The 20559-nt window shown below is 68.2% G+C and carries 18 protein-coding genes; 9 read left to right on the plus strand and 9 right to left on the minus strand.

The genetic code is table 11. From position 1 onward, the window contains the following. Nucleotides 1-42: 42 nt before the first annotated feature. Nucleotides 43-2220 carry a hypothetical protein gene (locus UAJ10_RS25625; RefSeq protein ID WP_322918126.1) on the minus strand — a complete coding sequence of 726 codons (2178 nt, stop codon included), beginning with the start codon at nt 2218-2220 and terminating at the stop codon, nt 43-45. A 178-nt stretch (nt 2221-2398) separates the two neighbouring features. Here UAJ10_RS25625 and UAJ10_RS25630 point away from each other — a divergent pair, with 178 nt between their 5' ends. Further along, nucleotides 2399-3292 carry a glycoside hydrolase family 113 gene (locus tag UAJ10_RS25630; RefSeq protein WP_322918127.1) on the plus strand — a complete coding sequence of 298 codons (894 nt, stop codon included), beginning with the start codon at nt 2399-2401 and terminating at the stop codon, nt 3290-3292. On the opposite strand, the gene UAJ10_RS25635 is transcribed toward UAJ10_RS25630, so the two are convergent. Continuing rightward, on the minus strand, nt 3277-4701 hold the full coding sequence (locus tag UAJ10_RS25635; protein WP_322918129.1) for a mannose-1-phosphate guanylyltransferase/mannose-6-phosphate isomerase: 1425 nt from the start codon (nt 4699-4701) through the stop codon (nt 3277-3279). The genes UAJ10_RS25630 and UAJ10_RS25635 overlap by 16 nt on opposite strands. Nucleotides 4702-4912: 211 nt before the next feature. Here UAJ10_RS25635 and UAJ10_RS25640 point away from each other — a divergent pair, with 211 nt between their 5' ends. The 3 genes from UAJ10_RS25640 (at nt 4913) to UAJ10_RS25650 (ending at nt 8475) form a co-directional block, all read left to right on the plus strand. Next, nucleotides 4913-6559, plus strand: a complete 1647-nt coding sequence (locus UAJ10_RS25640; protein ID WP_322918131.1) for a diguanylate cyclase — start codon at nt 4913-4915, stop codon at nt 6557-6559. Nucleotides 6560-6699: 140 nt separating this feature from the next. After that, nucleotides 6700-7647, plus strand: coding sequence for a glutathione S-transferase family protein (locus UAJ10_RS25645; RefSeq protein WP_322918132.1), 948 nt, complete (start codon nt 6700-6702; stop codon nt 7645-7647). Between the two features lie 159 nt (nt 7648-7806). Then, nucleotides 7807-8475, plus strand: coding sequence for an HAD-IA family hydrolase (locus UAJ10_RS25650; RefSeq protein ID WP_322918133.1), 669 nt, complete (start codon nt 7807-7809; stop codon nt 8473-8475). Here UAJ10_RS25650 and UAJ10_RS25655 read toward each other — a convergent pair whose 3' ends face one another. Beyond that, nucleotides 8476-9339 (minus strand): LysR family transcriptional regulator, encoded by an 864-nt coding sequence (locus UAJ10_RS25655; protein ID WP_322918134.1) that lies wholly within the window; start codon nt 9337-9339, stop codon nt 8476-8478. 212 nt (nt 9340-9551) lie between these two features. On the opposite strand from UAJ10_RS25655, the gene UAJ10_RS25660 reads away from it, so the two are divergent. After that, a complete protein-coding gene (locus tag UAJ10_RS25660; protein ID WP_322918135.1) occupies nt 9552-10808 on the plus strand; it encodes a cupin domain-containing protein in 1257 nt (418 codons plus the stop codon). Between the two features lie 103 nt (nt 10809-10911). Beyond that, a complete protein-coding gene (locus UAJ10_RS25665; RefSeq protein WP_322918137.1) occupies nt 10912-11391 on the plus strand; it encodes a hypothetical protein in 480 nt (159 codons plus the stop codon). Between the two features lie 4 nt (nt 11392-11395). Here UAJ10_RS25665 and UAJ10_RS25670 read toward each other — a convergent pair whose 3' ends face one another. Beyond that, complete coding sequence (locus UAJ10_RS25670; protein WP_322918138.1) at nt 11396-12049, minus strand: response regulator transcription factor; 654 nt, start codon at nt 12047-12049, stop codon at nt 11396-11398. A gap of 245 nt (nt 12050-12294) precedes the next feature. Here UAJ10_RS25670 and UAJ10_RS25675 point away from each other — a divergent pair, with 245 nt between their 5' ends. Next, nucleotides 12295-12804, plus strand: coding sequence for a hypothetical protein (locus tag UAJ10_RS25675; RefSeq protein ID WP_322918140.1), 510 nt, complete (start codon nt 12295-12297; stop codon nt 12802-12804). A 215-nt stretch (nt 12805-13019) separates the two neighbouring features. Further along, complete coding sequence (locus UAJ10_RS25680) at nt 13020-13823, plus strand: hypothetical protein (protein WP_322918141.1); 804 nt, start codon at nt 13020-13022, stop codon at nt 13821-13823. Between the two features lie 260 nt (nt 13824-14083). Here the strand turns inward: UAJ10_RS25680 and UAJ10_RS25685 are convergent, their stop codons facing one another. Then, nucleotides 14084-14587, minus strand: a complete 504-nt coding sequence (locus UAJ10_RS25685) for an Lrp/AsnC family transcriptional regulator (RefSeq protein WP_322918142.1) — start codon at nt 14585-14587, stop codon at nt 14084-14086. Nucleotides 14588-14725: 138 nt separating this feature from the next. On the opposite strand from UAJ10_RS25685, the gene UAJ10_RS25690 reads away from it, so the two are divergent. After that, the gene (locus tag UAJ10_RS25690) at nt 14726-15637 is read left to right on the plus strand and encodes an EamA family transporter (protein ID WP_322918143.1); all 912 of its coding nucleotides are present in this window, start codon (nt 14726-14728) and stop codon (nt 15635-15637) included. 49 nt (nt 15638-15686) lie between these two features. Here the strand turns inward: UAJ10_RS25690 and UAJ10_RS25695 are convergent, their stop codons facing one another. The 4 genes from UAJ10_RS25695 to UAJ10_RS25710 all read right to left on the minus strand — a co-directional run bounded on the left by UAJ10_RS25695 (nt 15687) and on the right by UAJ10_RS25710 (nt 20512). After that, nucleotides 15687-16523: a hypothetical protein gene (locus UAJ10_RS25695; RefSeq protein WP_322918144.1), complete on the minus strand. Its 837-nt coding sequence runs from the start codon at nt 16521-16523 to the stop codon at nt 15687-15689. Between the two features lie 93 nt (nt 16524-16616). Continuing rightward, on the minus strand, nt 16617-19445 hold the full coding sequence (locus tag UAJ10_RS25700) for a hybrid sensor histidine kinase/response regulator (RefSeq protein ID WP_322918145.1): 2829 nt from the start codon (nt 19443-19445) through the stop codon (nt 16617-16619). A gap of 36 nt (nt 19446-19481) precedes the next feature. Beyond that, nucleotides 19482-20132, minus strand: a complete 651-nt coding sequence (locus tag UAJ10_RS25705; RefSeq protein WP_322918147.1) for a chemotaxis protein CheX — start codon at nt 20130-20132, stop codon at nt 19482-19484. After that, a complete protein-coding gene (locus UAJ10_RS25710; RefSeq protein ID WP_322918149.1) occupies nt 20129-20512 on the minus strand; it encodes a response regulator in 384 nt (127 codons plus the stop codon). The genes UAJ10_RS25705 and UAJ10_RS25710 overlap by 4 nt, the downstream gene beginning before the upstream one ends. Nucleotides 20513-20559 lie beyond the last annotated feature (47 nt).

Consider the following 20559-nt stretch of genomic DNA (forward strand, 5'->3'; position numbering starts at 1 on the left):
GTTCCCCTTTCCGTTCAGTCCATGGGATCCGCCGGCTGGCCGTCAGGTGGTGGGCGTGCGGTTCTTCAGCCAGCGGCGGAAGGCGCCGACAGCCACCAGGGTCAGGGCGATCCACGCGGCGCCGATCAGCACCAGGCGGAAGCGCTCGGCGTAATCGCGCCAGCCGCCGGCGTCGGGGTAGACGATGGCCACGGCCGTGTCCCGGTCGGTGTTCAGGCTGACCAACTGGCCGGTGGCGTCGGTGAAGGCGACGTTGCCGCGATCCAGCAGCAGTTTTTGCGTGCTCAGTTTTGGCGACGCGACCGCGCCACCCAGCTGGGTGACCACCAGTCCGGATTGGCCCTTGGCCTGCGCCAGCTGGGTGATGGTCATGGCCGGCAGGCCGGTGACGTCCAGCAGGATGTTGCCCTTGCGGTCCTGCAGCTGCACCCGGCCCTTGTCCAGGCGCACCGGCAGGCTGGCGCCGTCGACGGTCACGCCCGGCAGGGCGATGAACGGACGGTCGGGGGCGAAGGCCTTGTCGCCACCGGCGACGGCCAGGGTCAGGCGGTCGACGCTGGGCACCATGCTGGCCACCAGCTGCACGGCCAGCGGCAGGCTGGCATCCGGATTATCCAAGTCGCCCTTGCCCACCGCCACGGCAGCACCCCCGGCGTAGAGCGGCATCAGTTCGAAGAAGTCGCGGGCGCGGTCCTCCGCCGCCTCCAGCCGCACCGTGCTGCTGGGCAGCAGCTGGGCGGGACCGGCCAGGGGGAGGGCATGGCAGTCGCCACCCCCGGCGTCCCGCTGCAGCAGGACGCGAACGCTGTTGCTGCGGCCCAGCAGGCCGGCGGGCAGGGGCACGGTCAACTGCTGCAGGCGGCCGTCACCCTCCAGCCTCTGGCTGCGCAGCAGCATGTTGTTGACGAAGACGTGGGCCAGCTGGGGCTTGTCGTTCAAGGAGCGGCCGGGGGCCAGGTCCAGCACCAGGGCGGCGGGCCGACGGCCGGCGGGCACCGCGCCATAGTCCAGGCGCACCTGCCATTCCCCCTGGTCGACGATCGATTGCAGGCCATCGCCCAGGCCCAGGCGGTCGAAGCCGATGCCCTCGGCGCCCGGGCCGGGGGGCAGGTCGTGCGCGGCGGCGTTGGCGGCCACGGCCGGGCCCCCGGCCAGGGCCCACCAGTCCGCCACCAGCAGGCGGGCGGTGGTGGCGGCATCCGCCCCGGTGAAGGCCAGGGCCTTATGGTCGCCGGCGTTCAGCAACTGGGCGCCGCCGGCGTCGCCGGTCAGCGCCAGGAAGCCGGCCCCCGACTTGCTGCCCAAGCCGGTCAGCGTCGCCTCGGCCGCGGCCTTCAGCTTGCCGATCTCCTCCGCCGGCGCGATGACGATGTCGCCCACGCGGCCGGCCGTGGCGGGCGCCGCCTCGTCCTTGTTGAAGTTGCCCGCCACCAGGGCGGCGCCCAGGGCATCGCCACGGGCCGTCGCGGCCACGCGCTGCGCCAGGCCGCCGGACGCCAGGTCGACGCCGACGGCGGGCAGGCGCACCACCTCCACCGCGTGGCCGGCGCGCTTCAGGCCCACGGCCAGCACCAACGCGGCCTCATACTGCGCCGGCGTCAGGGCGGCGGCGCTGACCGAGATGCGCACCTTGGCCGGCAGGGCGGCCCAGGCGGCGCGCACGCTGTCGATGGCGCGGGGGTCGATGGTGTAGGTCAGGCGGCTGTCGGGCGCCAGGGTGAGGCTGCCGCCCAGCTGGCGTTGATCCTCGCAGCGGTTGTCGGTGACGACACCGGCATAGTCCAGGTGCAGGCGCACGAAACCATCGCGCATGTCGGTGCGGGCGATGGGCAGGGTGACGGTCTTCACCGCCGTGTCGGTCAGCCGGCCGCTCCACCGCGGGCGGCCGTCGACGCTGAAGCGCGCGTCGGCCCGGATGTCGGGGGCGACGGCGTACTCAACCTGCGCGTCCAGCTTGGCGTCGCCGATGCCGACCCATTCGGGCACGGGAAAGAACACGTCGCGCGAGCCCGACAGCCCGCCGAAGCTGATACCCTGGGGGAAGCCCAGGTCGGCCAGGGTGACGGTGCGGCGCACCTGCCAGCCCGTGGCGTCGCCGCGCAAGTCGGCCAGGACGTTGCCAGACGATGCCGGCGGATTCTGTGCTTGCGACAGGGCGGGCTGCGCCAGAAGCAAGGCGCTGATCATCACGGCCAGGCGGACATGGGGTATCATCGGCATGGGACGTTTCCGGCTTGAAGAGGCGACAGGGTGGATGGTGTCTGAAACGATGGGGCGGCTGAAACGCGGGGTTGTGTTATTGGCGGTCATGCAAATCCTCGCCGCGCCAGGAGCCTATGCGGCCAATGGTTTGCGAGGTGTTAACTTTGTTGAGGATGGCCAGGCCCTGTACGGAAGTATGGCGGCGGCCCAATCGTTCGGTCGGGTACGCGACCTGGGCGCCGACACGGCGGCCCTCATCCCTTTCCTGTGGCAGCCCGCGCCCGACAGCCCAGACCTTGTCATGGGCAGCGCCGTGCCGCCCGACCGGCTGCGCGCCGGCATCCGCCAGGCGCACGCCGCCGGCCTCAAGGTGGTGCTGAAGCCGCACATCTGGATACCCGGGCATTGGGCGGGGCAGGTCGCCATGATGGGTGAGGCCGACTGGACGGCCTGGTTCGCGCGCTATCGCGCGCTGCTGGCCACGCTGGCCTCCCTCGCGGAGGAGGAGAAGGTGGACATGCTGGCCATCGGGACGGAGCTGGAGGGCACCAGCCGGCGCCCGGAATGGCAGGCCGTGATCGCCGACGTGCGCGCCCGTTACCATGGCCCCCTGACCTACATCGCCCATGGGCGGCAGGAGATGGCCAAGGTGCCGTTCTGGCCCAGGTTGGACTATGCGGGCGTCAGCCTCTACCCGCCGCTGGGCCCATCGGCCGACACCGATGACATGGCCAAGGCCATCGAGGCTGAGGCGAAGGCCGTGGCGGCCGCCGTCGCCGCCACCGGCAAGCCTGGACTGATCGGTGAACTGGGCCTGCGCTCCGCCGTGGGGGCGCAAGCCAAGCCGTGGGAAAGCGCCGAGGAACGCCCGGCGGCGCCCGACCCCCGGCTTCAGGCGCGGGTGCTGGCCCTGTGGTCCGGGGCCCTGGACCGGGCCGGCCTGGGCAACGTCCTGCTCTGGCGCTGGATCAGCGACCCGCAGGCGGGCGGCCCCAGCGACACCGATTTCACAATCCAGAACAAGACGGCCGAGGGTGTCGCCTACGCCTGGTTCCTGCATGGCGGCCGCCCCGGTCAGACCCGGCCGTAACTGTCTTCCAGGCGGACGATGTCGTCCTCCCCCAGGTAGGCGCCGGACTGCACCTCGATCAGGTTCAGCGGAATCTTGCCGGCGTTCTCCAGCCGGTGGGTGCTGCCCAGCGGCAGGTAGATGGACTCGTTTTCCCGCACGATGTGGGTTTCGCCGTCGCGGGTGACGGTGGCGGTCCCGTTCACCACCACCCAGTGCTCCGCCCGGTGGAAATGCTTCTGCAAGGACAGCTTGTGCCCCGGCTTCACCGTCAGGCGCTTCACCTGGAAACGCTCCCCCTCATGCAGGGTCTGGTAATAGCCCCAGGGGCGATAGACGCGGGGGCGGGCCAGCGCCTCGCGCCGATTGCCCTTCTTCAGGGTGGCGACGATGCCCTTCAGGCCATCCATGCGGTCCTTGTTGGCGACCAGCACGGCGTCCGGCGTGGTGACGACGATGACGTTGTCCATGCCCAGCACGGTGGTCAGGATGCCGTCGGTGCGGACATAACTGCCCGTGGTGTCTTCCAGCACCACGTCGCCGTGCAGGAAATTGCCCTTGTCGTCCACGGGCAGCACCTCCAACAGGGACTTCCAGGAGCCCACGTCGCTCCATCCGATGCTGCAGGGCACCACCGCGGCATGGGCCGTGCGGGCGAACAGGGCGTCGTCGATGGAGATGGAGGGCGCCTTGGCGAAGCTGTCGGCGTCCAGGCGCTGGAAGTCGAGGTCACCAGTGCGGCGCTCCACCGCCTCGCGCACCGCCTCGACCAGCTTGGGCTCGAACCGGCCCAGTTCCTCCAGCAGGCGGTTGGCGCGGAACAGGAACATGCCGCTGTTCCACAGGTGCTGGCCGCCCGCCAGGTAGTCCTCCGCCGTGGTGCGGTCCGGCTTTTCCACGAACTCCGCCACCCGGAAGCCGCCGGCGCACTCCGACAGTCCGTCACCCTTGCGGATGTAGCCGTAGCCCGTCTCCGCCCGCGTCGCCTCGATGCCGAAGGTGACGAAGGCGCCATCGACCGCGGCCGGGATGGCGATGTCCAGCGCCGCGCGCCAGGCGGCCTCATCGACGATGGAATGGTCGGCCGGCAGGACCAGCATCAGCCGGTCGGGCCGGGTGGCGGCGGCGACCACGGCGGCGGCGGCGATGGCCGGCGCGGTGTTGCGGGCCAGGGGCTCCAGGAACAGGCTGTCCAGGTGCAAGTCGATGTTGCGCGCCTGCTCCGCCACCACGAAGCGGTGCTCATGGCTGGCGATGATCATGGCGGCCCCAAGGCCCGCCTGGTGGCAGCGGCGCAGGGTCTGCTGCAACAGCGACACCTCGCCGGTCAGGGGCAGGAACTGCTTGGGGTAGAGTTCACGCGATAGCGGCCACAACCGCGTTCCGGAGCCGCCCGATAGAATCAGCGGAAGTATCTGAGCCTTGTCCATGACATCCCCAGCCTAATTCCGCCATCTGGCACCACTCGCACCCCAGGCGCGAATAATTACACTTCCGTGGCGGTGCGTGATTTGCGGCGTATGGTTGCGACCCGGTTGATTCTTAGTCAAACTGAAGCCTGATAATGATCTATTCTGAAGGTCATATTTTCCAGTGGCCAAAACGCACTTGATTATTGATCCGCGGAAACGGGAGTTGGGCATGGCCAACAACATAGGTGGTTCCAGCGGGATTCAAGCCTCGATCCAGAAGCGTCTACAGGAAATCAAGGCGGGATTCCTCAACCACCTTCCCGTGCGCATTGATGAGATCGCGCACGCGGCGGCGGTGCTGGCGGCAGAGCCGGGCGCCCGTGACCTTCTGTCGCGCCAGGCCCATTCCCTGGTCGGCTCCGGCGCCACGTTCGGCCTGCCCGCGGTGACGGAGGCCGCGCGCCGCATCGAAATCCTGGCCCGCAGCCAGACCAGCGACCAGGATTTGGCACCCCTGCTGCCTCCGGTGATCGAGGATTTGCGCCGTGCCGCCGCCCAGGCCACGGTCACCACGGCCGCCGCGCCCACGGTGGACAGCGGGCTGGATGAACGCCAGCGCCTGCTTTACCAGCTGGAGGATGATGCCGACCAGGCGGCGGAGCTGGCGTCGCTGTTGGCCGCCTATGATTACCGGGTGGTCACCTATGCGGACGCCGACAGCTTCTACCGCGCCATCCAGGAGCGACGGCCGGATGCGGTGCTGGTGGACGTCATGACCTCATCCTCCCTGGTCGGGGGGCCGGCGGTGATGGCCCGGTTGCGCGCGCTGGAGGCCGAGCGGTGGGAGCGGAAGCCCATCCCCTGCATCTTCCTGTCCGCCGGCGACGATTTCGGCGCGCGCCTGGCCGCCGTGCGCGCCGGCGGCGACTCCTACCTGCTGAAGCCGGTGGACATCGGCCTGCTGGTCGACCGGCTGGACGTGCTGACCGGCCGACAGCGACCGCAACCCCTGACGGCCCTGATCGTTGACGACGACGCCTCCGCCGGCGCGCATTACGAGGCCATCCTGCAGATGGGCGGCTTCGACGCCAAGCTGGTGACCTCGCCGTTCGAGGCGGTGGCCGCCATCCAGGCCCACGACCCGGATATCATCATCACCGACCTGGTCATGCCCGATTGCAGCGGCTTTGAGCTGTCGGCGGTGCTGCGCCAGCATGAGGACCTGCTGACCCTGCCCATCGTCTTCCTGACCGCCGACGATACGGAGGAGACGGCGCGTTCCGCCGTGCGCAACGGCGTGGACGCCTTGCTGACCAAGCCCGTGGACGTGAAACAGCTGGTGGAGACCGTGCGGGCGCGGGCCCAGCGCTCGCGCCTGCTGCGCGGCATGATGGTGCGCGACAGCCTGACGGGCGTGTACAACCACGGCATGATCAAGGACAGCCTGGTGTCGGAGGTGGCGCGCTGCCGGCGCGCGGGCACGCCGCTGGCCATGGCCATGATCGACATCGACCATTTCAAGTCGGTCAACGACACCCACGGCCATGCCCTGGGCGACCGGGTCATCAAGGGCCTGGCCCGCCTGTTGCTGCAGCGCCTGCGCCGCACCGACATCATCGGTCGCTACGGTGGCGAGGAATTCGCCGTGATCATGCCCGGCACCACCGCCCGCGCGGCGGCGGAGCGGCTGGACACCTTGCGGCAGCAATTCGCCACCATCCGCCACGGCCAGGGCGACAAGGCCTTCCAGGTCACGTTCAGCGTCGGCGTGGCGGAACTGCAGCCCGACATGACGGCGCAGGCCTTGAACGTGCTGGCGGACGAGGTCCTGTACCAGGCCAAGCGCAAGGGCCGCAACCGGGTGGAAGTCGTCTGAGTCCCGGAACCGCCCGGCACCGTTCCGGTTTCCTGAATGATAGTCGCACAATTATGGGCCTGCCGCCCGGCCCGCGTCGGCGCTATCTACCATCCGGCGGCCGGCGCCCAAACGCCGGCCCGGATCACGGGAGAGAACCCATGGGTTTGCTGGTTGAAGGTGAATGGCGCGACGTCTGGTATGAAACCAAGTCGACGGGCGGCCGCTTCGTGCGCAAGGACAGCGCCTTCCGCGACTGGATCACGGCCGACGGATCCGCCGGGCCCAGCGGGGAAGGGGGCTTCAAGGCGGAACCCGGCCGTTACCACCTGTACGTCAGCCTGGCCTGTCCCTGGGCCCACCGCACCCTGATCATGCGGACGCTGAAGGGGCTGGAGGACGCCATCAGCGTCTCCGTCGTGCATTGGCGCATGCTGGAGGAGGGATGGACCTTCGCCGAGGGCCCCGGCACGGTGCCCGACACGGTGAACGACGCCCGCGTGTTGTATCAGGTCTACCAGGCGGCCGACCCGCGCTACAGCGGCCGGGTCACGGTTCCGGTGTTGTGGGACAGGCGGCGGCGGACCATCGTGAACAACGAGTCCTCCGAGATCATCCGCATGTTCAACAGCGCGTTCGATGGCGTGGGCGCCAAGCGGGGCGACTATTATCCCCAGGCGCTGCGGCCGGAGATCGACGCGCTCAACGCCCGCATCTACGACACCGTCAACAACGGCGTCTACAAGGCGGGCTTCGCCACCACCCAAGCCGCCTATGAGGAGGCCATCGGCCCCCTGTTCGAGACCCTGGACTGGCTGGATGACCGGCTATCCAGCCGCCGCTTCCTGACCGGCGACCACGTGACGGAGGCGGACATCCGGCTGTTCACCACCCTGGTGCGCTTCGATCCCGTTTATGTCGGCCACTTCAAGTGCAACATCCGCCGTATCGCCGACTACGCCAACCTTTCCGCCTACCTGCGCGACCTGTATCAGCTGCCGGGCGTGGCCGGGACGGTGAACCTGGCGCACATCAAGGGCCACTATTACGAAAGCCACCGCTCCATCAATCCCACCGGCATCGTGCCGGTGGGGCCGGCACTGGATTAAGGCAAGCCGCATGGGCGGGAACGGGTGTCGCCGGGCAATCCACTGCCGGTGTGAGAAAACAAGCCCGCCGGCATCGGCGGTGCCTTGCGTTCCCATGCGTCGACAGGGCCGCCATCCTCGTCGCAGGATGGCGGCACCCTGACCAAGCCGCATGGACCCATGCCCACCGTTCCCCACGCCGACCGCGCCTTCGCCGCCTTCCTGTTCGACATGGACGGCACCCTGATCGACAGCATCGCCGCCGCCAACCGGGCATGGTCCCGCTGGGCCACGCGCCACGGCCTGGACCCTGCGCCCATATTGGCGACCATGCACGGCGTTCGCGCGGTGGAGACCATCCGTCGCTGGGCGCCGCCCGGCACGGACGTGGAGGCGGAGGTGGCCCAGCTGACGCGGGACGAGATCGACGACGTGGCGGGCACGGTGGCCATCCCCGGCGCGCCGGCCTTCGTCGCGGACCTGCCGCCCGCACGCTGGGCGGTGGTGACCTCCGCCCCCCGCGCCCTGGCCCAGGTGCGCCTCAGGGCGGCCGGCCTGACCCCGCCGCCGGTCATGATCACCGCCGATGACGTCAGCCGGGGCAAGCCGGCGCCCGACCCCTTCCTGCTGGCCGCCCGCCAGCTGGAGGTGGCGCCGCGGGACTGCCTGGTGTGGGAGGACGCGCCCGCCGGCATCGCGGCGGGGGAGGCGGCCGGCGCCGCCGTGGCCGTCATCACCGCCACGCACCACCTGCCCTTGGAAACCCACCACCCGCTGGTGCCCAATTACGAGCGGCTGAAAACGGTGCTGGTGACCGGGGACCGCCTGCGGGTCACCGCGCGCGCTTGATCAGTCCCAGAGCCCCGGTCCTTTCTGGACGATCAGGTCGGCCAGGGCCGCCGAGGCGCCTTGCAGGCGGCGGCTGCGGCCTAGCACGACGAACTCCACCTCCCCCAGCGGCGGCAGGGCGGCGCGGCCGTCGACCTCCACCAGATCCGATCCCGGCGCGCGCATCAACAGGGGCGACTGCGCCATCACACCCAGGCCCGCCTGCGCGCCCGCGCGCAAGCCGGCCAGCGTCTCGCTGGAGCACGCGACGAACCAGGGACGCCGGGCGCCGTTCAACGCCTCCATGGCCAGGGTGCTGGTGATGGAGGAGGAGGGGTAGAGCACCAGGGGCACGGCCTCCTCCGCGCCCAGCGCCAGGTCGCGGTGGGCAAGCCAGGCCAGACGCCCACGATGGATGAGGATGCCGCGATCGTCACCCGGCTGGCGCTTGGCGAACACCAGGTCCAGCCGGCCGGTGTCCAGCTTCTGGTATAGCAGGCTGGTCAGGCCCACCGTCAGTTCCACGCTCAAATTCGGATTGGCGCGGCCCACGTCACGCAGCAGGTCGGCCAAGCGCGTGAGGGTCAGGTCGTCCGAAACCCCCAGGCGCACGCGGCCGCGCGGCGCGCTGTCGGCGAAGTAATCGGCCGCCTGCCGGCTGAGGCCCACGATGTCGCGCGCCAGCTCCGCCAGCACGGTGCCATCGGCCGTCAGCACCACGGTGTGGGTGTCGCGCTCGAACAGTTGCCGGCCGCAGGCGGCCTCCAGCCGGCGGATGTGCTGGCTGACGGTGGATTGGCTGATGCCCAGGGCCGTGCCCGCCGCCGTGAAATGCCGAGTATCGGCCACAGCCAGGAAGGTCCGCAGTTGATTGAGATCGAACACCGTCATTCCATCCAATAATAACTGTTATTTCTGCGCATCGCCCGGTGTCTCAGCCATATTGGGGGTGTCGGGACCAAGTCATTGGAGTTAATGGCAGGCCACCCGGCGACAAATCGTCCCAGAAGATCACAGCAGCCCCGACCCGCTTTGGAAATCATCCTCAGGTATAGCCGGGGTGAGGGGCCAGCCGTGCCTTGCCCGAGGTATCCGTCATGACCGACTTCACCAGGCGCAACATCATCGCGGCCGGCGCCGTGGCCGCCGCGGCGGCGGCCGCCAATACCGCCGGCGCCGCCACCTTCGGCAACCCGGACCGCCCGGCCCAGGGCCGCGTCAACCTCTCCAACCCCATCGCGGGGCAGGAGCCGGGGCCGCAGAACCCGGCGCTGGCCAACCAGTTCCTGTCCTTCCAGGACCCGCCCGCCACCGACGTGGCCGGCATGGACCTGTTCTGGGCATCGTTCAACAACGCCCACAAGCGCATCCAGGACGGCGGCTGGGCACGCGAGGTGACCCAGGCCGACTTCGCCATTTCCGAGGCGGTGTCCGGCGTGAACATGCGCCTGGGCCCGGGGGGCGTGCGCGAGCTGCACTGGCACCAGCAGGCGGAATGGGCGGTGATGACCGACGGCAAGTGCCGCATCACCGTCATCGACGCCGACGGACGCCCCGCCGTGCGCGATGTGAAGGAGGGGGACCTCTGGTACTTCCCGCCGGGCCTGCCCCATTCCCTTCAGGGCATCGGCACCAGCGGGGCGGAGTTCACCCTGGTGTTCGATAACGGCCGCGCGTCGGAATTCAACACGCTGTTGCTGACCGAGTGGATGGCCCACACCCCGCCCGAGGTGCTGGCCGAGAATTTCGGCCTGCCGCAAAGCGCCTTCAAGAACATCCCGGTCGACGACCTGTGGATCTACCAGGCCAAGGATCCCATCCCGCCGCTGGAGGAGGTGCAGAAGGCCGTGCGCTCACCGGACGGTGAGCCGGAGTTCGAGTTCACCTTCTCCATGGGCGCGATGAAGCCCACCCGCGTCACCAGGGGCGGTTCGGTCAAGGTGGTGGACACCCGCAACTTCCCTGTCAGCAAGACCATCGCCGCCGCCCTGGTCACCATCAAGCCGGGCGGCTTGCGGGAGCTGCACTGGCACCCCAACGCCGACGAGTGGCAGTACTACCTGAAGGGGCAGGGCCGCATGACCGTGTTCAACACCGGCCCGCGCGCGCAGACGGCGGACTTCCGCCCCGGCGACCTGGGCTACGTCAAGAAGAGCTTCGGCCATTATGTCCAGAACACCGGCACCGAAGACTTGGTGTTCCTGGAAATCTTCAAGGCCGACAGGTTCCAGGAGGTCTCGCTGGCCCAGTGGTTGGCCTGCACGCCGCCGGAGCTGGTGGCCCAGCACACCAACATGGATCCCAACCTGATCCGGCAGTTCAACAAGGCCCGCTGGGACATCCTTCCGGCCTGAGGCTGAGGCCCCATCCTTCCTCTTTGCCCTCCCACAAACTTGCCGCCGACTTCCAGGAGCCCCGTCGCTCCTCAGCGTCGGCGGCCTTTTGGGATGTATGATCATGCAAAGTGTGCTGCCCGCCTGGCGCCAAGTCCTGCTGTTCCAGTCACCCCGCCAGCTGGCCTCCTATGCCGCCGGCACCCTGGCGGCCATGGCGGCCGGCGTCTTCCCGTTCATCGGACTGCCGTGGCTGATGGGCCACGGCGCCATCCCGCCCGACATCCTGGCGGGGACGGTGGCCTTCGCCATCGCCGTTTCCCTGCGCATTCCCTATGAGGTGCAGCCGGTGCGGTGGCGCGTCAGCAGCGCCTGTCCCGGCCTGGTCGCGGACAGGGCCGCCGTGCTTCTGGCCAGCATCGACTACCTGCCGGCGGAACGCGCGAACGGACGGACCCTCTATCGCCTGGCCCCCGCCCCGTCGCTCTCCTGGTCGCGCTGGCGAGAGTGCAAGGTGGAGGTGCGCGTGCAGGACGCCGACGTCACCATCATCGGCGCCCGTATCGCCGTGCGCCACCTGCACCGCGCCTTGAGGCGCGCCTGACGGCTCAGCCGTGGTTGTAGCGGGACACGGCCTCGCGCACGCCCAGCGCCTCCGCCATGCGCACAAGGTCGGCCAGCGACTCCGCCTCCATCTTGCGCATCAGGTTGCCGCGATGGATTTTCACGGTGATCTCGCTCAGCGCCAGCCGGCCGGCGATCTGCTTGTTCATCAGGCCGGCGGCGACCAGGCCCATCACATCACGCTCACGCCCCGTCAGGCCGTCATACCGGGCGCGCAGCAGGGCGCTTTCGTTCCGCCTGGCCCGCCGCTCGCGGTCGCGGGCCACCGCTTCGGCAATGGCCCGCAGCATGTCGTCCTCCTCGAAGGGCTTGGGTAGGAAGGTGATGGCGCCGGCCTTCATGGCCCGCACGGTCATGGGAATGTCGCCATGGCCGCTGATCAGGATGACGGGCAGGTGACTGTCGCTGCCCAGCAGCTGTTCCTGGAAATCCAGGCCGTTGGCGTCACCCAGCTGAACGTCCAGCACCAGGCAGGCGGCGGCGTCGGCGGCGTCGCAGGCCAGAAAGGCGTCGGGGCTGGCGAAGGTACGCACGGCGTAGCCGCAGGACCGGAGGAAGCTTTCCAGCGAGCCGCGCACCTCCACGTCATCGTCGATGACGCAGACCAGGCTTTCCGACATCCCAACCGAACCTGTCATTTGCCCATCCCCTGTCGCTTGGCTTGATATCCCCGCAGCTCGATCCCCCGGGTACAGCCGTTGCCATCATCCATGGGCCCGCGCCGTGCCCAGGACCATCATATCAAGGTATGAGATTGCTTTTTTAGCATTCTCCAGATGCCTGAGCGACACGCGCCCCGAGAGGTATCTCTAAACGCCATAGTTGTAAAAACAATTGAGTTCGGCTATTAACGACGCGAGCAATCGGCTGATAGCAGGTCGACATGCAGTGTCTTCTGCCCCGCTGGCGCCAGGTCCTGATCTTCCAGTCCCCTCGGCAGCTGGTGAGCCACGGCGCCGGCACCCTGGGTGCTGTCACCGGCGGCCTGCTGGTCTTCAACGGCCTGCTGCGGCTGTTCGGCTATGGGCCCCTGCACGCCGACGTCATCGTGGGCACCTTGGTCGGCAGCCTCGCCGGATCCCTGCGCGCGCCTTTTGAGGTTCTACCGTTCCAGTGGCGGCTGACAACGGCCTGTCCCGCCATCGCCGCCGCCAAGGCCACCGGCATCCTGGCCGGCATCAAGTACCACCCAGCGGAACGCGGCGTCGGCCGCACCCTCTACCGCCTGGCCGTGCCCTGGTATTTGGCTTGGCTGGAGTGGCGGGAAAGTGCCGTGGAGGTGCGCGTCGACGGTTCCGACGTCACCATCACCGGCGCCCGCATCGCGGTCCGCCGCCTGCACCAAGCGTTTCAGGATATGGGCATCACAAGGGGAGGGGAGGCGGAGATTTGATGCTCACGGGCGAAATATAAAAGGCTTCATTATTTAGCATATTTGAACATCAAATCACATATTTTCTTATTAAGCGGTAATCAGCTTAATAAATGAAGTCACCATAGACGGTGTCGCCGACCGCTACACCTGCGATGAATGCATCCGTCAGCCTTTTTAAAGCCACCGGCGCATGACGTCGGCGGCGCCGACCATGCTTGTCTGGGGGAAGTCATATGGGAAACCTGAGCACGCACATCTTGCCCGTATTGCGGGGCATGCCCGATGGGCCGTTCCGCGGGCCACTGCTGACTGGCTTTTCAAGCCATCCCGCGGCGTTCGCCACAATAGAACATGGCTTCGCCGCGCTGACCGCGCGCCAGCAGGACGCCGAGGTTCTGCGCCGGTTCTTCGCGAGTTGGAGCCAGACGAACAACAGCGCCATGACGGTTGCCGGCATCAGCAACCGATTGACCCTGAAGCTGCATCGCGGCGAACCGGTGCTCGACCCCCAGGCCCTGCTGCAAAGTCTGGTCGCCCTGCATCGCATCATCGATGAGGACTTGGCGGTGACGCACAAGGTCCTTCATTCGCAGCTGTTCCACACCATGGCAACCAGCATCGTCGGTGACGACGCCTGGCTGCAGACCCGCCACATCGACCCGACCGCCGCCGATTTCAAGAAGTGGAAGGACCATATGTCCTTGCGGGAACCGGATGTCGCGCTGGGTTTGCTGACCACGCTGACGCACGAGATCTACACCCATGGGGAGGTGGAGTTCATCCTGCCGCTGTTCAAGCGCTGGCTGATCGACCAGTACCATTACACCGAAGAGGACACCGCCCGGCCGCTGCGCTGGATCACGGTGCATTGCGGCGGCACCGAAAAGAATCATTTCTTCCACGCGGTGAACACCCTGACGCACTACGCCCGGGCGGTGGAGGTTGACTGGGGAACCTACGATCTGGAAGGGATCGTTGGCCAGTACCTGCAGAGAAAAGCCGCCGTCCTCAACGCCCTGTTCCCACACGCGGGGTGACGGCCGGCGCGAACCTGGGTCCTGAAAGGCGGTGCCGGAAAGGGAACGGCGCCGCCGATGCCGGCAGCCGGCCACCCACAACATCCGACAGCACCTCAACCCGACGAACGTCCCGTTCGCTCATCACGACCCAGCCCACCGCAGCCTCCCACGTCGGACACAGCCAACCGGAAGACTGACAGTTCTACTTTGCACAAGTCTGACATTTTAACTTTGCGCCTACATACGCAAAACCGATAACATACGTTATGGAAATAATATCAAATCGCACGGTCGGCTGGCACCGGGCTCAGCGCCTTGGCTTGGCGCATGACGACCAAGGTCTTGAATGTCCGCACGTTTTCGTCACTCAGCAGGATGCGGCGGGTCAGTTCGTCATACCCTTCCATGTCGCGGGCGACGACGCGCAAGGCGAAGTCATGGTCACCGGTGACGTACCAGGCCTCCACCACCTCCGCCACGGCGGCGATCTTCCGCATGAACTGGTCGATGATGTGCCCGCCGCCGGCGTCGGTGGCGCGGCCGCTGTCCCGCTCCAAGGTCACCAGCACCACCATGGTCAGGGGCCAGCCCAATGTACGCGGCCGGACGATGGCCACCTCCCGCTCAATGGCGCCGATCTCGCGCAGGCGCCGCACACGGCGGTAGCACGCCGGCCCCGACAGCCCCACCCGTTCCGCCAGCACCGGCATGGGCAAGCGGGCATCAGCTTGCAGCTGTTCCAGCAGCTTGGCGTCGATGGCATCCAGGTCGGGCGACATCATTTGGGTCTCTCCCGCCTCATTCCCGATAAAAATTATCACGAATTGACAATAATTGACACGTTTAGACGGGCCGAACCGGTAGACTGGCGCGGTGCTTGAGGTTTCAAGCGTCCGACCTTCATCTCCGATCACGCTCCCATGTCCCACGATACCACCCTGCCGCCGTCCCTGCCGGGGGCCGCCCGCCTGTCCCCGATCCTGCCCTTGGCCGCCGTGTTCGCCGCCATGGTGTCGGTCACCACGGGCGCGTCCATCGCCAAGACCCTGTTCCCGGTGACGGGACCGCAGGGCACCACCGCCCTGCGCCTGACGACGGCAGCCGTCATGCTGACCCTGCTGCTGCGGCCTTGGCGCCTGCGGCTGACGCGGCGCACCTGGCGGCCGCTGCTGGTCTATGGTGGCGCCATGGGGGCGATGAACTTCCTGTTCTACCAGGCGCTGCAGACCATACCGGTGGGCATCGCCATCGCGGTGGAGTTCACGGGGCCGCTGGGCCTGGCGCTGCTGTCGTCCCGCCGCCGGGTCGATTTCCTATGGATCGGGTTGGCGGTGGCGGGGCTGGCGCTGCTGCTGCCGCTGGAGCGGTCGGCGGCGCAGCTTGACCCCTACGGCATCGCCTGCGCCCTGGGGGCCGGCGTGTTCTGGGCGTTGTACATCGTGGCCGGCAAAAAGGTGGGCGGCGCCCACGGCACCCAGGCCACGGCGGCCGGCACGCTGATCGCGGCGTCCCTGGTGCTGCCCATCGGCATCGTCCAGACCGGGACGGCCACCTTGTTCCAGCCGGCCATCCTGGGCAGCGCCGTCATGGTGGGGGCCCTGTCCAGCGCCCTGCCCTACACGCTGGAGATGTTCGCGATGCGCCGCCTGCCGGCCCAGACCTTCAGCACGCTGACCAGCGCCGAGCCGGCGGTGGGCGCCCTGATGGCCATGATGCTGCTGGGCGAGGCGCTGTCGCCCCTGCACTGGCTCGCCATCGCCACCATCATGGTGGCTTCCATTGGCGCCACGCTCAGCGCCCATCGGCCGGCCGCCCCGGTGATGCCGGAATGAAGCCGGCGGCCGCCAACGGCGGCATCAAAGCATGCCGCGTTCGCCAGACTCAGGCCGCCGGCTTGCGGCAGTAGTCGGCGAGGGTGTAGGCGGCGCGAATGTCATAGGGGCGGCTGGGCCTCAGGATGAACTCACTGGCGCCATAGCGGACGGCGCCGTCGGGCCCGCCGGCCTCAGGATGCCAGTCATAGGTATAACCCAGGCGGGTCCAGGGCGCGCCGCCGTCGACATAGGTCACGCGCATGTTGCGGGCGAACCAATCCCAATAGCCCTGCTTCTCCAGGCAGGCGGCGTCACCGGCGGCGCAGCTGGGCCGGGCCACGGTGGCGGAGGCATCCAGGGTGCAGTGGGCGGCCGTCACGTCGGTGTCCGGACACGGCCGGGCCAGCGCTTCGGGCGCCACCCACATCTCCACCACCTCGGAATAGTCGCGGGACGGGTCCAGGCCCAGATACTGCTTCACCCGTTCGGTTTTGGCGGAGGCGTCGCCGGCGGCCCCGGCGCAGAATTCCTGCAGCTGCGGCACAGCCGTCACCCACATGGTACCCCAACTGTCAGGCGAGGTGCCGCCGGTCTTTCCGGCATAATATTTCTCGTAAGCCGCGCTGGCCATGGTGGAGGCCACCAGCACCTGGCGTCCATGCGGGCCATCCCGCCACACCAGCTTGGCCCAGGACGCCTGGGGAGCGTCGGGCGCGATGCGCACCAGCTCCGGCCCGACCAGGTCGGGCCGCGCCACGGCCGCCGCGTTCAGGGCGCGGGCGAAAAGCTGGGTGGGTGCGGCACCGGCGCCAGTCGTTCCAGGGCCGGCCGTTCCTTGTCCCGGGGCGGCGCAGCCCGCCAGCACCATCAAGACCACCGCCCCCATGATCACATCCGTCCGCATCCCAGCCCCCAGGTTCAAGCCACCTGAAGCCAGATATGCCGGAAAGCGGATCGCGCCGCAACCTATACGAAATTCAATTACACCATACACCCGCTAAGAGGGAACGGCCGCCAGCACTTGCCGCTCTTCCAGGATGCCCCGGATCTTGGCCGCCAGCTCGTCCATGGCGAAGGGCTTCATCACCATGTCCATGCCCGGTTCCAGGAAGTCGCCACGCACGGCGGCGTTGGCGGCGTACCCCGTGACGAACAGCACCGGCAGGTTGGGCCGTCGCCGGCGCGCGATCTCCGCCAATTGCCGGCCGTTCAGTCCCGGCAAGCCGACATCGGTGATCAGCAGGTCGATCTGGCTGGAGGATTCGATGACGCTCAGCGCCCCGCGCCCGTCGGCCGCGTGCAGGGCGGTGTAGCCCAGTTCCTGCAGCACATCCAGGACCAGCAGCCGCACGGAATCGTCATCCTCCACCACCAGGACGATCTCTCCCGCCCCTTCCGGGGTTTCGCCCATGCCGGCCGGGCCGCCATCCTGCGCGTTGGCGCCACCGTCGCACGGCAGGTACAGGGTGATGGCCGTGCCGCGCCAGGGCTCGCTGTCGATGCGCACATGGCCGCCCGTCTGCTTGACGAAGCCATAGATCATGGACAGGCCCAGGCCCGTGCCTTGGCCGATGGGCTTGGTGGTGAAGAAGGGATCGAAGGCCTTCGCCACCACATCGGGCGGCATGCCCATGCCGGTATCGCTGACCCGGATCATGACGTAATCGCCGGGCGACAGGCCGTCATGCCGGTTGGTGTAGGACCGGTCTAGGGTGGCGCGGCTGGTCTCGATGGTCAGGATGCCGCCGTCGGGCATGGCGTCGCGGGCGTTGATCGCCAGGTTCAGGATGGCGCTTTCCAGCTGGTTCACGTCGCTGCGGGCCGCCGTCAGGTTCTCCGCTACGGCGATGCGCAGCTCGATCTGCTCGCCCAGGGTCCGGCGCAGCAGATCCTCCATGGACCGCACCAGATCGTTGACGTCGATAGGCTTGGGATCCAGCGATTGCCGGCGCGAGAAGGCCAGCAGCCGGTGTGTCAGGGCCGCCGCCCGCTGGGCGGAGGCCATGGAGGCGTCCATGAACCGGTCCAGGTCGTTCAGCCGGCCCTGGGAGATGCGGCGGCGCACGATGTCCAGGCCGCCGATGACGCCCATCAGCATGTTGTTGAAGTCGTGCGCCAGCCCCCCGGTCAGTTGGCCCACGGCCTCCATCTTCTGGGCCTGGCGCAGCTGCTCTTCCGTCTGGCGCAGCATGTCGGCACGCTGCTTGTCCTCGGTGATGTCGCGGCCATAGGCGTAGACCAGGTCGCCTTCCTTGGAGGTGCTCCAGGAGATCCAGCGCAGGCTGCCGTCCTTGTGCAGCTGGCGGTTCTCGAAATTGGTCAGGTTCTGGTCATGAAGGGCGCCCATCAGCGCCTCCGCCGTCGCCACCACGTCGTCGGCATGCACGAAGTCCTGGACCTGGCGGCCCACCACCTCATCCGTCTCATGGCCCAGGATGGTGGTCCAGGAAGGGCTGACCGCCCGGCAGATGCCGTCGGCGCCGATGATGATCAGCAGGTCGCGGGAGTTGTTCCAGACGCGGTCACGCTCGCGCGTGCGTTCCTCCACCCGCGCCTCCAGCGTCTCCGCGAACTGGCGCAGCTTCTCCTCCGCGTCCTTGGACGCGGTGATGTCGTATATCACGCCGATGAAACGGCTGCCCGATCCCTGGCGCCCCTCGCGGTCGCGCTTGCCGTCGCGGCGGTGCTCCCCCCGCTGGGCTAGCCAGCGGATCTCACCGGTGTCGGGCCGCCGGATGCGGAACTCGCGATAGGGGGGCGCCGTCTCCCCGCCCTCCAGGCTGGTGATCAGGGGGGCGTCGTCGGCCAGCACCACGGCGTTGACGGTGCGCACCGGCAGGGCCGTGGTCGGGTGCAGGCCCAGCAGGCGGCAGAACTGCTCGGACACCGACACGGTGCCGAAGCCGCTGATGTACTCGAACGTGCCCACGCCGCCGGCCGTCTGGGCCACGCGCAGCTGTTCCTCCACCCGCTTCTGTTCGGTGATGTCGGCCAGCACCCCGCGGAAGCGGCGCGCCACCCCGTCGGCGGCGCGGTCGGCCACGCCACGGGCGGAGACCCAGCGCACCGTGCCGTCGCGGCCCACCACGCGGTAATCCTTGGCGAAGATGTCGGCGCCGTGCATCACGCCGGCCACGGCGATGCGGATGCGCATGCGGTCGTCGGTATGGATGGAGTCGAAGAAGGCGTCGGTGGACAGACCATTGCCGGCGTCCACCGGATCCAGGCCGTACAGTTCGGCGAAGCGGGCGTCGGCATAGAGCCGGCCGTCGGCCACGTTCCACTCCCAGGCGCCGGCGGTGCCGCCCACGGCCTGGGCCAGGCGCGCCCGTTCCTTGGCGTTGGCCAGCGCCTGGCGGCTGGCGGCCAGCTCGGCCTCCACCTCCAAACGGGCGAGGTCCAGGGTCTGGTCGCAATGGGTCCACAGGAAATAGGGCGTGGCGCCTAGGCCATCCACCACCGGGGTCAGCCGCAGGCGATCCCAGAATATGGTGCCGTCCTTGCGCATCACCCGCAGATCGGCCATCAGCGGCCGGTCGGCGGCCAGGGCCTCCTCGATGCCCGCCAGGATGGCCGGGTCGGCATCGGCGGCGGCCAGGAAGCCGAAGGGGCGGTTGAGCAGGGCGCTGGAGGCATGGCCCGTCAGGCGCTCGAACGCCGGGTTGGCGAAAACCAGCGGCTCCCCCGGCCGGCGGTGGTCGGTGATGGTCAAGGGCATGCCGGATTGGACCAGCGTGTCCAGCAGCGGGCCGCACAGCGCCCGCACCTCCGGCAACACCCCGCCGTCCCGCTCCATCATGATCACAGCCTCCGCTCGGCCGCTCATGCCCGCCCCCTCCCCCTGGCGCCCGGGGCAAGACCGTCAGTTGGCATCGCCACCGTCCGTGCCCACCACCCGCGCGATGAATTCGCCGATCAGTTCCTTCAGCGACTGCAGCGACGGCAGATCCATCAGCATGGCGATATAGCCCCGGATGTCCCGGCCGCTGATGGCGAAATTGATGTACAGGAACAGGACGACGCCATCGTCGTCCTGTTTATCCGCCAATTCGAAGAGGATCTGCCCATCGCCGCGCAGCACCTGCGGCAACGACATGGTCAAGGGCCGCTGCAGGATGTTGGCCATGGTGGCCAGGCAGCCGTTCAGGACGACGTTGCCCGTCTCGGCCAGGGCCTCCTCCTCGATGTCCACCATCTCCGTCCGCGACAGCTCGTCCTGGGTGACGGCGCGGACCAGTTCCAGGCTGTTGGACTCCGGGAAGATCAGCAGGGCGCGGCCGTTGAAGGCGCCGCTGAAATCCTGGCGGACGGCCACCAGTTCATCGCTCTCCCGCTCCTGGATCAGGGTGGCGGCCAGCTTGCGCCCCACCACCTCCACCGACGGCACCGACAGCGTCACCTGGTTGCCCACCATCTTGCGCAGGCTGACGGCCGCGCGGCTGACACCGATGTTGACCAGTTCGGTCAGTGCGTCGTTCTCCAACTCCTCCAGGATATGCGGGGTTTGGTTCATCCGTGCACCGCGCGCAGCTTCAAGGCCGCGCCGGACAGGAAGTCCCGGATCCCGTCTTCGGTGATGGGCTTGCTGACGAAGGTGGCGTTGGCCGCGCGGGCGCGGGCGATCACCTCGTCCTGCACATTGGCGGTCGCGAGCGCTATGGGCATGTCCGGGTAGCGTTGTCGCATCTGCTCCGCCAATTCCAATCCGTTCCGGCCGGGCATGTTGAAATCCAGGATGGCGAGGTCGACCCTGCCATCGCGCAGGATGGCCAGCGCCTCGTCGGCATTGCTCGCCTCGACCTTTGTCCAACCGGGCTGCAACGCCGCTATAGCCTTGGCCACGACGATGCGCGCTAGTTTGCTATCATCGACGATTAAGACCGTAGTACCCATTTCAACCATCCCGCCCAAGTCATCCAATCTGCCTATTATCGTCACCA

The sequence above is a fragment of the Nitrospirillum guaranorum genome (assembly GCF_034653275.1).
Lineage (GTDB): Bacteria > Pseudomonadota > Alphaproteobacteria > Azospirillales > Azospirillaceae > Nitrospirillum.

Bases quoted from the DNA above. Each gene is read 5' to 3' on its own strand.
- UAJ10_RS25695 (WP_322918144.1), bottom strand. From the start codon at position 16,523: ATGCGGACGGATGTGATCATGGGGGCGGTGGTCTTGATGGTGCTGGCG.
- UAJ10_RS25700 (WP_322918145.1), bottom strand. From the start codon at position 19,445: ATGAGCGGCCGAGCGGAGGCTGTGATCATGATGGAGCGGGACGGCGGG.
- UAJ10_RS25650 (WP_322918133.1), top strand. From the start codon at position 7,807: ATGCCCACCGTTCCCCACGCCGACCGCGCCTTCGCCGCCTTCCTGTTC.
- UAJ10_RS25625 (WP_322918126.1), bottom strand. From the start codon at position 2,220: ATGCCGATGATACCCCATGTCCGCCTGGCCGTGATGATCAGCGCCTTG.
- UAJ10_RS25690 (WP_322918143.1), top strand. From the start codon at position 14,726: ATGTCCCACGATACCACCCTGCCGCCGTCCCTGCCGGGGGCCGCCCGC.
- UAJ10_RS25630 (WP_322918127.1), top strand. From the start codon at position 2,399: ATGGCGGCGGCCCAATCGTTCGGTCGGGTACGCGACCTGGGCGCCGAC.
- UAJ10_RS25645 (WP_322918132.1), top strand. From the start codon at position 6,700: ATGGGTTTGCTGGTTGAAGGTGAATGGCGCGACGTCTGGTATGAAACC.
- UAJ10_RS25675 (WP_322918140.1), top strand. From the start codon at position 12,295: ATGCAGTGTCTTCTGCCCCGCTGGCGCCAGGTCCTGATCTTCCAGTCC.
- UAJ10_RS25705 (WP_322918147.1), bottom strand. From the start codon at position 20,132: ATGAACCAAACCCCGCATATCCTGGAGGAGTTGGAGAACGACGCACTG.
- UAJ10_RS25665 (WP_322918137.1), top strand. From the start codon at position 10,912: ATGCAAAGTGTGCTGCCCGCCTGGCGCCAAGTCCTGCTGTTCCAGTCA.
- UAJ10_RS25670 (WP_322918138.1), bottom strand. From the start codon at position 12,049: ATGACAGGTTCGGTTGGGATGTCGGAAAGCCTGGTCTGCGTCATCGAC.
- UAJ10_RS25640 (WP_322918131.1), top strand. From the start codon at position 4,913: ATGGCCAACAACATAGGTGGTTCCAGCGGGATTCAAGCCTCGATCCAG.
- UAJ10_RS25660 (WP_322918135.1), top strand. From the start codon at position 9,552: ATGACCGACTTCACCAGGCGCAACATCATCGCGGCCGGCGCCGTGGCC.
- UAJ10_RS25685 (WP_322918142.1), bottom strand. From the start codon at position 14,587: ATGATGTCGCCCGACCTGGATGCCATCGACGCCAAGCTGCTGGAACAG.
- UAJ10_RS25710 (WP_322918149.1), bottom strand. From the start codon at position 20,512: ATGGGTACTACGGTCTTAATCGTCGATGATAGCAAACTAGCGCGCATC.
- UAJ10_RS25680 (WP_322918141.1), top strand. From the start codon at position 13,020: ATGGGAAACCTGAGCACGCACATCTTGCCCGTATTGCGGGGCATGCCC.
- UAJ10_RS25635 (WP_322918129.1), bottom strand. From the start codon at position 4,701: ATGGACAAGGCTCAGATACTTCCGCTGATTCTATCGGGCGGCTCCGGA.